The sequence below is a fragment of the Labrys sp. E2SS-1L genome, assembly GCF_057073705.1.
The window spans coordinates 119,835-134,344 of sequence record NZ_CP172714.1; the positions used below are offsets into that span (position 1 = coordinate 119,835).

The 14,510-nt window shown below is 57.2% G+C and carries 13 protein-coding genes; 8 read left to right on the top strand and 5 right to left on the bottom strand.

Annotation, left to right across the window (positions count from 1 at the left end):
* Positions 1-56: 56 nt before the first annotated feature.
* A complete protein-coding gene (locus tag ACIGJE_RS33430) occupies positions 57-725 on the bottom strand; it encodes a cytochrome c oxidase assembly protein (protein ID WP_483681570.1) in 669 nt (222 codons plus the stop codon).
* A gap of 893 nt (positions 726-1,618) precedes the next feature.
* On the opposite strand from ACIGJE_RS33430, the gene ACIGJE_RS33435 reads away from it, so the two are divergent.
* The 7 genes from ACIGJE_RS33435 (at position 1,619) to ACIGJE_RS33465 (ending at position 9,551) form a co-directional block, all read left to right on the top strand.
* Positions 1,619-4,036 (top strand): penicillin-binding protein 1A, encoded by a 2,418-nt coding sequence (locus ACIGJE_RS33435; RefSeq protein ID WP_483681572.1) that lies wholly within the window; start codon positions 1,619-1,621, stop codon positions 4,034-4,036.
* A 174-nt stretch (positions 4,037-4,210) separates the two neighbouring features.
* On the top strand, positions 4,211-5,389 hold the full coding sequence (locus tag ACIGJE_RS33440; RefSeq protein ID WP_483681574.1) for an NEW3 domain-containing protein: 1,179 nt from the start codon (positions 4,211-4,213) through the stop codon (positions 5,387-5,389).
* The gene (locus ACIGJE_RS33445) at positions 5,389-6,324 is read left to right on the top strand and encodes an ABC transporter ATP-binding protein (RefSeq protein ID WP_483681576.1); all 936 of its coding nucleotides are present in this window, start codon (positions 5,389-5,391) and stop codon (positions 6,322-6,324) included. Before ACIGJE_RS33440 ends, ACIGJE_RS33445 begins: the two co-directional genes overlap by 1 nt.
* Positions 6,314-7,267 (top strand): ABC transporter permease, encoded by a 954-nt coding sequence (locus ACIGJE_RS33450; RefSeq protein WP_483681578.1) that lies wholly within the window; start codon positions 6,314-6,316, stop codon positions 7,265-7,267. Before ACIGJE_RS33445 ends, ACIGJE_RS33450 begins: the two co-directional genes overlap by 11 nt.
* A gap of 144 nt (positions 7,268-7,411) precedes the next feature.
* Entirely contained in the window at positions 7,412-7,789 is a 378-nt protein-coding gene (locus ACIGJE_RS33455; RefSeq protein WP_483681580.1) for an SPW repeat protein, read from the top strand.
* A gap of 335 nt (positions 7,790-8,124) precedes the next feature.
* A complete protein-coding gene (locus ACIGJE_RS33460; RefSeq protein WP_483681583.1) occupies positions 8,125-8,715 on the top strand; it encodes an invasion associated locus B family protein in 591 nt (196 codons plus the stop codon).
* A 92-nt stretch (positions 8,716-8,807) separates the two neighbouring features.
* Positions 8,808-9,551 (top strand): DUF4336 domain-containing protein, encoded by a 744-nt coding sequence (locus tag ACIGJE_RS33465; protein ID WP_483681585.1) that lies wholly within the window; start codon positions 8,808-8,810, stop codon positions 9,549-9,551.
* A gap of 19 nt (positions 9,552-9,570) precedes the next feature.
* Here the strand turns inward: ACIGJE_RS33465 and ACIGJE_RS33470 are convergent, their stop codons facing one another.
* A complete protein-coding gene (locus tag ACIGJE_RS33470; RefSeq protein WP_483681587.1) occupies positions 9,571-10,797 on the bottom strand; it encodes a chloride channel protein in 1,227 nt (408 codons plus the stop codon).
* Between the two features lie 267 nt (positions 10,798-11,064).
* Between ACIGJE_RS33470 and ACIGJE_RS33475 the strand changes: the two genes are divergently transcribed.
* Positions 11,065-11,526 (top strand): MarR family winged helix-turn-helix transcriptional regulator, encoded by a 462-nt coding sequence (locus ACIGJE_RS33475; RefSeq protein ID WP_483681589.1) that lies wholly within the window; start codon positions 11,065-11,067, stop codon positions 11,524-11,526.
* A 159-nt stretch (positions 11,527-11,685) separates the two neighbouring features.
* Here ACIGJE_RS33475 and ACIGJE_RS33480 read toward each other — a convergent pair whose 3' ends face one another.
* The 3 genes from ACIGJE_RS33480 to ACIGJE_RS33490 form a co-directional block, all read right to left on the bottom strand.
* Positions 11,686-13,197, bottom strand: a complete 1,512-nt coding sequence (locus ACIGJE_RS33480) for an OpgD/OpgG family glucan biosynthesis protein (protein ID WP_483681591.1) — start codon at positions 13,195-13,197, stop codon at positions 11,686-11,688.
* Between the two features lie 70 nt (positions 13,198-13,267).
* A complete protein-coding gene (locus ACIGJE_RS33485) occupies positions 13,268-13,744 on the bottom strand; it encodes a Ros/MucR family transcriptional regulator (RefSeq protein ID WP_483681593.1) in 477 nt (158 codons plus the stop codon).
* Positions 13,745-13,829: 85 nt separating this feature from the next.
* Entirely contained in the window at positions 13,830-14,186 is a 357-nt protein-coding gene (locus ACIGJE_RS33490; protein WP_367626525.1) for an SPW repeat domain-containing protein, read from the bottom strand.
* Between the last annotated feature and the right edge of the window lie 324 nt (positions 14,187-14,510).

Below are 14,510 nucleotides of genomic sequence, written 5' to 3' on the forward strand. Positions count from 1 at the left end.
AATATTTTATATCTTCCGAAACAATAATTATGAAACTTTATCTTCAATAAGCTATACTATGGCCACTGCTGCCGCTTGCTTATGTTCTCATATTGGGTTTTAGGACTGAACCCTTGTCTAATCTCTCGATCAGACCCTGCTTTGAGATCTCTAACCGCAACAATCTTGTCTGGCGGCAGGTCTTTTTGACCATAGAATGTGTAGGAAAGAGTAAGTTCCTGCACCCCTCTTGCGCTTGCATCGGCGATCATGTTGTCATCAATGTAGAACACAACCGGCATTCTGGCAGATTGTTTTGGCGCGAGCCGCTCTTGAGTGAAACAGAAGCATTGAATCTTGTAGAAATACGGCGCAATTGCCGACGGAGTGACATTGTAGACTGCGCGGGCAACGACGGTTTTTTCGGAATTATTCGTGGCATCGAAATAGACCGTGGTTGGTGAATCGACATCAACAGTGACCGATCGCTGCTCGGGTTTGAAACTCCAGTCGAGGCCAGGTGCCAGATTGGTGTCAAACGTCACTTTTAGCGGGGCATGAGGGCTGGGGGCACCATGATTGGCGACTGGACCGGACGCTCTTCTTGTCGTCCCACCGAAGCCAGTAGCCCCACAAAACGCCCGATAAAGCGCCGGCGCATAAGACACTGTGACAAGCATGCTGCCAACAAATGCGCAAGAGAGCAATACAGTCAGGCGAACGCCCTTATTTATAGGGATCATCATACACTCGTTATAGAATAAAAATACAGATAATCTTTGCGATAATTTAACGAAATAATCTACTCCTAAACAGAAGAGACAGGAAACTGCTTTATAGTAAGGAATGAGGTCGCAGGGACGTCATGTTGCTCGGCATTTATATCGAGTCTCGATATAGTAGGCTCCACTCGAGACGACGGTCAAGCCCTCCTGGCCCTGTCTGCCATGCTTTGTCCCTCATTGCGTGGCACTTCTTTCAAGGTCTTCCCAAGCTTGCGTTCGAACGGAGATGAAACGGCGGGGTTTCAGACATGCTCATGAGGACCCCGAAGAATGGTGGCTGAGTGTCATGGATCGGAGTGACTGTTCCGCAATCGCAGTCTTCATTGTTGCGATCGTTCTGATCGGGGCGTGCTTATGGGTTGTCCTCGGTCTTACGAGCGAAAGGGAATTGATCGCGGGCGTCCCCGCATACGTGGACAAAGCTCAAGTGGCCGCGAGATCATAAGCAGCGCAACCGCTTTCACTCGGCTCCGCAGGACATCGGTATCTCAATCAAACAACATCCACCGATGTCGGTGATCGCAGTATGTCTGCATAGCAAGGGCCGGTAGCGTGAGCCGTTCTAATCCTGACGGTGGGGATCGCGAAGACGCAAATGGCTCCCGAAGAGCGTTCGGACTAAGGGTGCTTGCCGGTCACCGAGAAGGAGAACCGACTTCTGTCTCAGCGCCCACCTGAGTCATCGATTGGTGACCAGTATGATAGGGAACTCTCCCGCCTGAGCTAGGGCAAGCCGCCCCACCAACCGTATTACTGAAAATTAATTCGGCAGTTATGTCGAAATTCGATACGAAATCCCCGTCGTTTATGTCGCGGGAAGACGTCGCTTCCATGCGCCGGACGGGGCCCACAAGATGATCTGGATCCGGTTTCTGGGCTTCGTTTTTTCCAGCCTCTCGCTTACGCTTTTGGCTTCGGCAGCCCTGATGGGCGGCGTGATTGCCAGCATCAACAAGGATCTTCCCGACTATCGGCAGCTGGAAAGCTATGAACCGCCGATCATGACGCGGGTTTACGCCGCTGACGGCTCAATCCTTGCAGAATATGCCAGGCAGCGACGAATCTTCGTGCCGATCCAGTTGATCCCCCAGACACTCATCGATGCTTTCCTGGCCGCCGAGGATAAAGGCTTCTATTCCAATCCCGGCATCGACCCGCTTGGCGTTGTCCGCGCGATCGTGAACAATCTGAAGCAACATGGCTCCAATCGGCGACCAATGGGCGCATCGACGATCACGCAACAGGTTGTGAAGAACTTTTTCTTGAACAACGAAGTTTCGTATCGACGCAAGCTGGAAGAAGCAATCCTGGCACTTCGTATCAGCCAAACCTATTCCAAAGACAGAATTCTGGAACTTTATTTGAACCAGATCTATCTTGGTTCAGGAAATTACGGTGTGGCTGCGGCGGCCCTGAACTATTTCGGCCGATCGCTGAAGAACCTGTCCGTCGCGCAGATGGCCTATCTCGCGAGCCTGCCCAAGGCTCCGAGCAATTATGATCCGGTCCGAAATCGTGAAGCTGCCATTGCCCGCCGCAATTGGGTGATCGGCCGTATGGCACATGAAGGTTTCATCACTTTCGACCAAGCCGCTCAAGCTACTCAGGCTTCATTGGTGGCATCGAGCCGCCATGTCCCTTTGGACCATTCCAACGGTGTTTCATATTTCGCCGAGGATATCCGTAAACAGGTGAACGATCGCTATGGCGCCAACGAGCTCAATGAGGGCGGCCTGGTGATCCGTTCCTCCCTGGACCGGCGCCTGCAGGCTCTGTCTCACAAAGCGCTGCTTGATGGCCTGGTGCGCTGGGACCAGCGGCAGGGCTATCGTGGTCCGGTGGCTCATCTCGATCCAAGCCACGATTGGCACAAGGCACTTACAGGATTGGGCCAGCCCGACGATATCGCGCCCTGGCAACTGGCGGTCGTGCTCAAGGTCGATCACGACACGGCACTGATAGGCCTGCGTCACACTCCCGAAGGCAAGCCGCGGGACGCCAGTCGTCTCAGCACCGGTACGATCAACTCGAACGGTGTGCGCTGGGTGCATTCGTTCGGCGGCCATTCCGTGGCGAGCGTGGACGATGTCCTCAAAGCTGGGGACGTCGTGTACGTCGCCCCCGCCAAAGACAGCGGCTCCTTCGAACTTCGGCAGATACCGGAGATATCGGGAGCGATCGTCGTGATGGACCCCGTGACCGGCCGCATCCTTGCGATGGATGGCGGCTTTTCGTTCCAATACAGCAACTTCAACCGTGCCACACAGGCGTGGCGTCAGCCGGGTTCCTCCTTCAAGCCCTTCATCTATGCGGCAGCGCTCGATGACGGCTACACGCCCTCCACCATCGTTTCGGACGACCCGATCAGCATCGATCCAGGTGGCGGACAGCCTTTGTGGAGCCCAGCCAACGATGGCGGAAAATATTACGGTCCACGCCCACTGCGCTTTGGCCTGGAATGGTCCCGAAATGTGATGACAGTCCGGGTTGCGCAGGAGATCGGCATGCCCCTGATTGCCAGCTACGCCCGCCGATTTGGAATTTACGACGACCTGCCGCCCTATATCGCCATGTCGCTGGGTTCGGGCGCGACAACGCTCACGCGCATGGTGACGGCCTATGCCATGCTCGCCAATGGTGGGAAGCGTATAACGCCTTCGTTGGTGGATGAAATCCAGGATCGCAATGGGAGCATCATTTTTAGGCACGACCAGCGCCAATGCCCGGGCTGCAATTCCCCCTCCTGGACTGGGCAGGATGAGCCCCGATTGGTCGACATCACAGAGCAAGTGCTGCCCTCCACGACGGCCTATCAGATCACGTCCATGCTGCAGGGCGTCGTGGAGCGGGGGACGGCAAGGGTCTTGAAATCACTCGGCCGGCCGATCGCCGGCAAGACGGGCACCACCAACGATTCCAAAGACGTGTGGTTCGTCGGATACTCCCCGCATTTGGTCGCCGGCGTCTATCTTGGCTATGACGTACCGCGCCCCCTGGGCCGCATCGCGACAGGTGGGCGATTGGCCGCCCCCATCTTCGGAGAGTTCATGCAGGCCGCTCTCGCGGGGACACCTGCCGAGCCGTTCCAACCTCCGGTCGGAATAAAACTGATCACCGTCAATCCACGCACGGGGCAGCGAGCCGGCAATGAACAAGGCTCATTGCTGGAGGCCTTCAAGATCGGCACGGCGCCACCAGACAATGGCCCCATCAATGCCTCGTTGCAACAAGGTGGCCGCAGCGTTTCCCTGGGGACCGGCGATCTGTACTGAACGAAATGAGCAAAATTTGAAATTAATCAATTAAATAATTTAAGAAATTATCGAGAGTTAACTTTAAATTTATTTAATTAATTTTAGAAATTACGTGACAAAATCTCGCCAATTTTGAATTTATACATGATTGAAGCTGGGAGGCATGGAGTAAAACATAGGGAGAAACCCACCATGCGAATCCGCCTTCTGGCTTCCTCGCTCGTCTTGTGGGGAGCACTGTTGTCGGCTGGAATGCCAGCCTTGGCCCAGGACCAAACAGGAAAGCCATCCGGCCTTTGGCTGGCTACGGATTTTCCTGCCCTAACCGAGCGTATTGGCGACGACGCCAGGCTCGACATCACCTTATCCAACGTCAATCGCCCCCTCACCACCGTGTCTTTTTCCCTGACCGGCCTGCCAAAGGATTGGCAATGGGAGCTCTCCGGCGGCGGCAGGCCCATTTCGTCGGCGATGGTGACCCCCGACCAAAACCAACGCCTCACCCTGAAGCTCACGCCCCCCAAGGATGCGAAACCGGGAACCTACGACTTCATCGTACAAGGAAGGACGAATGATGGGCAGGCCCTCAATCTGCCCATCGCCATGACGCTAGCAAGCCAGTCTCCAGCCAAGGTGACACTGCAGCCCGATCTTCCCGCGCTTCGCGGCACGTCGAAGTCTAGCTTCGACTTCAATGTAGCGGTCAAGAATGACAGCCCTGATGCCGGGACGTTCAACCTGATTGCCACGACACCCCCGGGCTTCGTCGCAACCTTCAAGGAGCAATATGGCAGCCAGGAATTGACCAGCCTGCCGTTGAAGGCGGGGGAGAGCAAGACACTCAAGGTTTCCATCGCCCCGCCCAAGACCATACCTGCCGGTCAATATGCCGTGGGGGTCGCAGCGACCAGTGCAAAGGCGAAAGGCGAGACACAACTTGGCCTCGACATCACCGGGCAGCCACAGATCAATGTCTCCGGCCCCGACGGGCGCTTGTCCGGACGAGCAGTGGCCGGCAAGGAAACGGATGTGAATTTCACCCTGGCCAATTCGGGCAGTGCGCCGGCAAAGAATGTGGCGCTGACCGCGCGAGCACCAACGGGCTGGAAAGCCGAGTTCGAACCCAAGTCCCTCGATGCACTCGCTCCGAACGCCAGCCAGGAAGTCTCCCTTCATTTGACGCCCTCGGGACAGGCAATAGCGGGCGACTACATGGTGAACGTCAGTGCATCGGGGGACGGCGTCTACGACAACGCTGATTTCCGAGTCACGGTAGTGACCTCGACTGTCTGGGGAGCAGCGGGCCTCGGCGTCATTGCGGCTGCTGTCCTCGTGCTCGGCTTTGCCGTGACGCGCTACGGTCGGCGCTGATGACCCCGGTGATCGAGGCCAAAGGCCTCACCAAGCGCTATGGCCAGGCGATTGCGGTCGATGCGCTTGATCTCACCATCGAAGCGGGCGAGGTTTTCGGCCTGCTCGGTCCCAACGGCGCGGGAAAGACGACGAGCATCCTCTTGTTCCTGGGCTTGACCGAACCCAGTGCCGGGCACGTGCGCGTACTGGGCTTCGATCCCTTGCGCGAACCGTTCAAGGTCAAGCGGAAAGTGGGATATCTGCCCGATGCGGTGGGGTTTTACGACCACCTCACCGCAAGAGAAAACCTCACCTACACCGCAAGACTGGGCGGGATTGCGACATCCGAACTGCAGCCTCGTATCGATGCGGCCCTGTCGCGGGTACGCCTGCGCGATGTGGCCGACCGGCGCGTCGCAACCTTTTCCCGCGGCATGCGGCAACGCTTGGGAATAGCCGAGCTGCTGGTCAAGGCATGCGAGGTGGCGATCCTGGACGAGCCGACTGCCGGTCTCGATCCGCAGTCGACCCAGGACCTGCTCGAATTGATCGGCCGGCTGTCGCGAGAGGGAATGACGGTGATCCTTTCTTCGCATCTGCTCAACATGGTCGAGGCGGTCTGCTCACGCGTTGCCCTGTTTCATCGCGGCAAGGCGGGATTGGTAGGGCGTGTTCCCGACCTTGCACGGCAGGTGCTTGGCGGCTTCCGTGTGACGGAAGTCGAAGCGCAGGGATGCCAGGCAGAAGCCCTGCTGGGTCGCATCGCCGGCGTCACCCGGATATCCTCGTCGGCATCCGGCGTGTTGCGCGTCGAGGCGGACCGAGACCTACGCAATGATATCGCCAAAACGATCATACAGGCGGGAGGTACGCTAAGCCGTCTTTCCTCCGAACGATCCAGCCTCGACGAGGTCTATGTCCGCTATTTTGAACAGGTGACCCATGCAGCGTGAAGGCTCGCCTTTTACCGGGACGTCGACGGTGGCCCTCAAAGAGGCCGCCGATCATATGACGAGCGCCAGAATGCATCTGGTGACTCTACTCGTGATTCTCACCGCGACCGGCGCGATCTACGGCGCGATCGGTCAGATCAAGGCCAATGTCGGGGAAGATCCATTTCTCTTCCTGCGCTTGCTGACGACCGCCCGCGAGCCGTTACCTTCCTTCGTCGCCTTCCTCGGGTTCCTGTTGCCATTGGTCGGCATCGCCTTGGGATTTGACGCGGTGAATGGCGAGTATAGCCGTCGGACAATGAGCCGCATCCTGTCTCAACCCATCTATCGTGACGCGCTCTTGGCGGGAAAATTCCTGGGCGGGCTGACGGTCATCGGCATTTGCCTCCTCGTTCTATGGCTGCTGATAACAGGCATGGGCATTCTCACTTTGGGTCTGCCTCCGTCGGGCGAGGAAATCCTGCGCGGCATCGCGTTTCTCCTGGCTTCACTGGCCTATGCAGGCGTGTGGCTGGCGGTGGCGCTGTTGTTCTCGACGATCTTCCGCTCTCCCGCCACATCAGCGCTCGCGACGCTGACCTTGTGGCTGGTGTTCACCCTGTTCTGGGGCATGATCGCACCACTGGCGGCCAGTTTCATCGCTCCGGTCAATCCCTATGATCCGATGACGGCGGTCCATCAGATGGAGGTCTCGCACATGATTGCGCGTCTCTCGCCAAATACGCTCTATGGCGAGACGATCAGCGCTCTCCTCAATCCGGCAACCCGTTCCCTCGGGCTCGTGTTCATGAGTCAACTCGAGGGCGCGGTAATCGGCTCGCCGCTTCCGTTCGGGCAAAGCATTCTTTTGATCTGGCCGCAGTTGTCCGGAATGATTGCGGCGATGGTGCTGGTCTACACCATCGCCTACATCGCCTTCCAGCGCCAGGAAGTTCGAGCCTGATCAAGAGGAACGTCCCCGATGGGCTACGCCTCGACCAAGGCAGGCGCCGCCCCATTACGGCAATTTAACAAGTCAAATATATCGATATTCGATATATTTGACTTCCTTATTCGAACTTGTCTGGCGTCAGTGTTGGAGGACGAAATGCCCGGTACGATCTGGCAGAATAAAAGCGCCCAGGATTGGCTTCTCGGCATCCTTGCGCTCACCCTTTTTGTCATGCCGTGGATCGCCGGCACCGGCGATCACGCAGCGAGTTGGAGTGCCTGGCTGGGGGCCATCCTGCTTGCCTATCTCGCCGCGGCGTCTCTTTTCGAAGCGTCGTTGTTCCAGATTTCCCAATGGGAAGAATGGGTCACGACCGCACTTGGGCTCTGGCTCGTTTTCGCCCCGCATCTCCTCGGCTTTGGGGCGGATTTTCTCATCGCCTGGGCTCACCGCGTCATCGGTCTTCTGACGATCGCGGTGTCACTCTGGGCCGAGTGGTCATTCAGGCATTCCCCTGTTGCCACCAAGCAATGACAGCGGACTTCATATCCGGTGCGCCATAGCTGGAAATCCGACATCGAGACAGCCGCCTTGAGGTCCGGCCTGCTGAAAGGTGGTGGTAGCGAGCGCATCTTACGCGCAGCTTTCACAGCTTAGAACTTACCATCCTCGTTCAACCGATCATTTACCTTGGCAGCAACTCTGGCTTCGCCCCGATTGCCAATCTATATCGAATTTCGATATAGATTGGCACGCTTCTTACATGGGCAGACGACCTCCTTAGGCAACGCAGGCCCTGCGCCGAGCCGCGCACCCGCGCCGATGCTCTCAAGTGGTCAATGCCCCCTTTCTTGCAAGGAATCCATGGAATGCCGGCCGCCAAACGTGTGCCCCGTTGCCCAACGAAGATCACGGCCTTTATGCCTGCCAAGATCCGATGGCGCCGTTATTTGATGTGGCCTCGGCTCTTTGCAGCCATCGCTGTCCTAGTTGGAGGAAGTTTGGCGCCCGCAATGGCGGCATCGCCTCAACTCATGGGCACATTCGGGGACTGGAAGGTCTACACGGTGGAGGGTTCGAACACTCGGGATTGCTACGTGCAAACCGTTCCGAAGGTAAGAAGCCCCGATGGCCTGCGCCGAGATCCCGGCAGCATGTTCGTCACCCATCATGCGGGAAGGGCTGCAATGCCGGAAATTGCTGTCTCCCTGGGATTTCCCCTCCGGACGGGAAGCTCGCATAGCCTCCAGATCGGAGGACGCAGTTTCATGGTCTATGGGAAAGGCGAGAATGGCTGGCCACAAAACGATGGGGATCAGGGCAGGATTGTCGAGTTGATGAAAGCAGGCCAACAACTGACCATTGTGGCGTTGACTGGCCGTGGACATCGCAACATCGATACTTTCTCGCTCACTGGTTTCACCAAAGCCTGGGATCTGGCATCGCGCAATTGCCGCTAGGCGCTTTCGGTCCCGAGTCGATCGGGACCGAAAGCAAGATCGCGGGCAACAGCGCCCTTTCGATTGGCAATCATCACCGTTGAAGGTGGAGCATGCCCATGCAAGCCCATTCACCGTATTTGCCTCTCAACAGCCTGAAGCAACTTGCTGAAAACGTATGGATCGCCGACGGTCCGGAAATACAGATGCGCAGTCTTGGACTGACGATACCTTTTCCCACACGCATGACGGTGATACGCCTGCCATCTGGTGAGATCTGGGTTCATTCTCCCATCGCCTGGCACGATTGTCTCGCGGCCGCAGTGGCGCAACTGGGCCACGTATCCTGCCTCATTGCTCCCAACACATTGCATTATTGGTATCTGCCGGATTGGCAAAAGGGCTTCCCGGCCGCCCGCAGCTATGGCCCTCCAGGCCTCGTCGCCAAAACACGTCGCCCGACAAGAATCGACGAAGAGCTCGGTGAGACAGCGCCTCGAGCATGGGCAGACTCAATCGCGCAATGTCTTGTGTGCGGGACCTCATTGACAGAGGTCGATTTCTTCCATCGCTCCAGCCGGACCTTGATACTCACTGACCTCATTGAGAATTTCGAGCCATGTCGAATCCACGCTCGATGGTTGCGCTGGGTCATTCGGCTCGCAGGCGCATCCGATCCAGACGGGAAGGCGCCCTACGACATGCAGTTGAGCTTCCTGGGACATCGGGACCAGGTGCGTTCGGCGGTTCGACGAATGATCGAGTGGAACCCCGAGCGAATTATACTCTCACATGGGCGCTGCTACGACCGCGATGGCCTCAGCGAACTCAAACGAGCTTTTCGCTGGGTACTCTGACGACTTGTCGATCGAATATCTATCCCTGCCCTGTTGATTCCGGTTTTTGAGGCGCCGGACGAAGGGTAAAGGCCTTGGACAAGGCGTGATAGAGCCGCTGCGGGCAGACGAAGGCCGACACGCCATCCGCGATAATCGCGGTCGCCAGCAGTGGCAGGATCATCGCGCGACTGTCCGTCATTTCCGCAATGATCAGCACCGCAGTGAGCGGTGCCCTCACGACGCCGACGAAGTAGCCTGTCATGCCCAAAATAACGACCGCTCCGAGCGGTTCGCCGGGGAAAAACAGCGACAACAGATTCCCGACGCCCGCTCCGGTAGCCAAGGAGGGGGCAAAGATGCCTCCAGGAACACCACTGAGCATGGTTATCAAAGTCGACAGAAATTTAGCAGGACCAAACCACAAGGGTTGGGACTGGGACTCGACCAACATTTTGGCAGAATCATAGCCCGCCCCCCAGGTCTCGCCACCTGTCACGATGCCAAGCATAGCGATTGCAACACCGCACCCAGCAGCCAACGCGATCGGCCGGGAGCGCATGAAGGCAACCGGTCGCCAAGAGGTACTGCCAAAGGCGATCACCGCCTGCGAGAAGAGGCCTCCGCATAGCCCACCAATGACGCCGGCCGCCAACGAGACGACCAAAGCCAGACGGAACGCGATCATCTGATGCACGGCGCCGAAGTAAACATAGTCACCGGCGATGCCCTGGCTGACCAGCCCGGAGATCATGACGGCTGCCATGGCAAGGAGTGCCAGTCGTTGCTGATAGGACGCGGCCAGTTCCTCGATGGCAAAGGCCACACCGGCAAGCGGTGTATTGAAGGCGGCCGACACGCCGGCAGCTCCCCCCGCGATTACCACAGCCGATGAAAGGTCGATCCTGAGTGTGCGGTGAACATAAGCCATGATCGCAGCGCTGACCTGAACGGTCGGTCCCTCGCGCCCTACGGAAGCGCCGACCAGCAGGGCAGCAACAGTTCCTGCACATTTCAAAATAGCGGTTTTCATGGAAATGAGGCCCGCGCCAATCGCTCGCCGCGGATCCGCCGCCCCGGCGATGACCTGAGGGATACCAGAGCCACGCGCGGCAGGCGCGAGGCGTTGTGTGAGCGCCACGAGTGCCGCCAGCCCGAGTGGTGTGATGATCAACGGTGAATAGGGGGCCCGATCAACGAGTAACAGGAACAAGCGCGAAGCCTCGTCTGCAAGCCAGGCAAACGCAAGTGCGACGAGCCCGAGCACGACGGCTCCGACCGTGGTTGCCGTTCGCCGACGCAAAAGCAGGGGCAGGCCCCTTGCTTTCACCCGAAGGCCGCCTTTGCCCCCTCGCAAAGGCTCGTCAGAACGATATGGTGGGTGCTCCCCTTGTAATTTGGCTGGCACGACTTGACCTTCTCCAAAGCAAGAGCGACCAGAGTCCTATAGCCGCCGATAATGCATCGAAGTTCGATATACGCCGCCGAGAGGGGCACCTCAAGCAGCGATGCCAGTTGTGTCTGGGAGTAAGTCATGACCGAGGACAAACGCCCTTCGCGTCCCGCCACCAAGCGTTCGACGGGGAAAGAGAGCGAGGTGAACTACGATGCTCTGGCCCGGTTTCGTTACGAAATCAGAAAATATCTCGCCTTTTCGGAGGACGCCGCAGCGAAGGCCGGGGTTACACCTCATCAGTACCAAGCCTTGGTTGCAATCAAGGGCTTTTCACGCCACGAGCCTCTATCAGTGGGCGATCTTGCCGAGTTGATGTTCATTCGCCATCACACGGCCGTTTCGCTTGTCAATCGAATGGCCAAGCTCGGCCTGCTCACGCGCGTCCCCGATTCCCACGACAAGCGACGGGTGTTCATTTCACTGACGGATGTCGGAGAAGAACATCTTCGCTCGCTCGCCTCTGTCCACGTCGAGGAACTGCGGCGTGCCGGAGCGAATTTCGTTGGGACTCTTCAGGATCTGATGCAGCCGCCGCAATAGGTCGAGTCGATGTGGCAAACTCAATGCGTTGCGCGCCGGATGGATGCGCTCTTCTTTTGGCCCTCGATCGACGGAAATATCTGTCACGCACAACGGGCAATGACGTATTGCGATTGGAGAGCCAGCTGGCCAGCGAGTCACTTCACCCCCAGAAAATCATTAATCGATACCATCATGTCGATATGACCAGGTTTCTGTAAGCACGTCCTTTCCGGATCTTAGAAATGCCCGCAATTCAGTACCGCCAACGACGGGCAGCTCAACGTCGAAGGTGGCCCGAATGCCGGCAATCTCCGGATTTTTTTGCACGCTGCTTCGAATGACCTGACCGTCCGATGCCCATGCAACCAGTTTAACATTGGCAACATCTAGATTTTTTGAGCCCAAGGCGCCGCCTCGAAAATCAAGGATGAAGCGAATCGTCTGCTCCCGTCCCTTCGACGTTGCGACGCCGGCCTTGGATTCGAATGTGCTGACCGACCGCCCCCCGCCGTGTAGTGGCCCCGCGGCAGAGACAAGTGAATAGCTGAACTGGCTCTCTCCGCCCGCGACCGGTTGCTCGTCGGGAACCCAGCACGCCACGATATTGTCTTCGCTCTCCTTGCGGGCGTGAAGCTCGGTCAACACCACCCTGCCGCTGCCGGGAGCGTGTCCAAAATCCACCCAATAGCTTGGCCGCGCGTGGTAGCGAGCCTCCAGGTCCTCATAGCTGCGAAAAACACGATCGCGCTGGAGCAATCCGAAGCCCTGTGTCCCACTATCGATATAAGAAGACATCGACGATGCAGGAGGATTTCGAAGCGGGCGCCAGATCCATTCTCCAGATCCGGAGTGGATCGCCAAACCATCGGAGTCATGGACCTCCGACCGGAAATCATGCGGTTTCTGAAACGTGTTTTCGCCAAAGAAGAACATCGACGTCAGCGGCGCGACGCCCATGCCTGAGAGATTTCGGCGGGGATACAGCGTCGCTCGCACATGCAGTTGCGTTGAGGTTCCAGGAGCCAGCTCGAATTCAAAACATCCCGTTATGGAGGGGCTATCAAGCAGAGCGTAGATCGCTATGACATCAGCATCAAAGGCCGGCTCTCGGATCCAAAACTCTCTGAAATAGGGAAACTCTTCACCAGGCGAGCCCGATCCGATCGACAGCCCTCTGGCCGACAACCCATATTGCTGTCCTCTGCTTAGAAATCGAAAGTAGCTTGCTCCAAGGAAGGATATGACTTCGTCGAACTTCGTGTCACTGTTGAGCGGCCAAAGAATGCGGATACCAGCAAATCCCAATGAGTTGGGCAAGGAAGCAAGCTTGTCGACTTGCGTTGACTTGAAATATGTCGGTGAGTAGGCGACCGGCTGGACGATGCCCCCTTTCACGACATTCACATCGACTCGACGTTTGAAAATGCTGCCCCGGTGAAACATTTGAAGCCGAAAGCGTGATGGGCCATCCGCGAGGAGCGACTGATCCGTGACATATCGGATGCTTCGGTATTCGTCGTAGTTCAGGTGATCAAGCCAGGATGGCAGGTCGAATGAAGCTGGCACTTGTTTTTCGCGGCTGAGTGCCCTGGCCTTGGCCTTGACCATATCGATGCTGAAATCATTTGCGTTCCGGCGAACATCCACAGCGCCAATGCCTGTGACGGCAACCAGGGAGGCGCCTGCCAATTGGAGAGCGCCTCGCCTGCTCATGGGCTCGGGTCGGTTTTCCGAGCTCATTATCCGAAATCCCATTGCGCTATGCTTTCGCCTTGACGGCTCTGCTCCGAGTGATGCGACCGCCTAAGCCGTTTGCCTTGGCAAGTTCGGTGCGCCGCCTCGCGTAGTTGAAAGCAACAGTGGGATAGTTCGCGGGCAGGTTCCATTTCTTCTTGTATTCATCAATCGTCATATTGTAATGAGATTGCAGATGCCTCTTTAGAGTCTTGAACTTTAGGCCGTCTTCCAGACAAACAATGTAGTCATTTGTTACCGATTTCTTAATCGGAACTGCGGGAATTGGCTTTGAAGGCTTCTCGATCACCGCGCCATTCATCGCGATCTTATCAAAAGTGGCCGCGAGATCGCATATGAGCGTGGGTAGTGAACCAGCCTCTATCGAATTGGATAAGATGTAGCTTTTGGTGATTTGCGTCACCCTACGCGCGATCTGCAGAGATTTTTCGGCGGTATTCTCGACGCCAGGCTCGAGCATGTCTTGGTCGCTGCGATCCATGGTCCCCTCCCCTTTATTCGTATCGTTCGCTACCGCAAGTCATGATTTCGATGGTTGTTTTTGGCATTGGACAGTCGGATGCGCGTCATTCATCGGCAGGCCGGCGGTTTAGCCAGACCGCCCAAAGCGAGATCGCCATTGTCATTGCTCCGATTCCCCAGAACGTGGTCGTGGCTGCGATGCCAAAGGGCTGCCCGACGGCTTCCGGCCCGAACAAGAGCCCCGCTCCCAATGCGGCGCAAAGCCACTCCTCCCAATCTTCGCCGCGAGAGAATGTCGCTGCAAACCCCAGATAGGCAATGAACAAAGAACTGAACCAGGCGATCCAGGCCGACGGTTTAGCAGCAAACCCAAAGAACCAGGGCGACAAGAACAAGGCGGTTGCCAGTCCGACCAGCGCCCAATCCTGTGCCTTCCTATTGAATATTATCGACCGCCACACGCCCCCTCCACATAGCCATGGGAAAACTGCACACGTCAAAACTGTATCGAAGGTCGATATAACGGCCGAGTTAAATTTCGTTAATTGAAGTCGCCCTTATCCGGGCTAACTAGTACCCGTGAAAACGTAGCCGCAAAGGGGGCAGAGGCCAGCCCTCGGGCTCCTACGGATTAGGAAGGGAATCTCTCGTCAATCGGACAGAGCCTGACAATCCGCACTACCCCCAACGACACGGCCACTCTTGGTCAGATCTGCAGGCATGAATACAAAGGGGCTCGTCATCGAGGTCGAGAACCGTTCGCAGGCAGAACGGAGCGGCCAGAT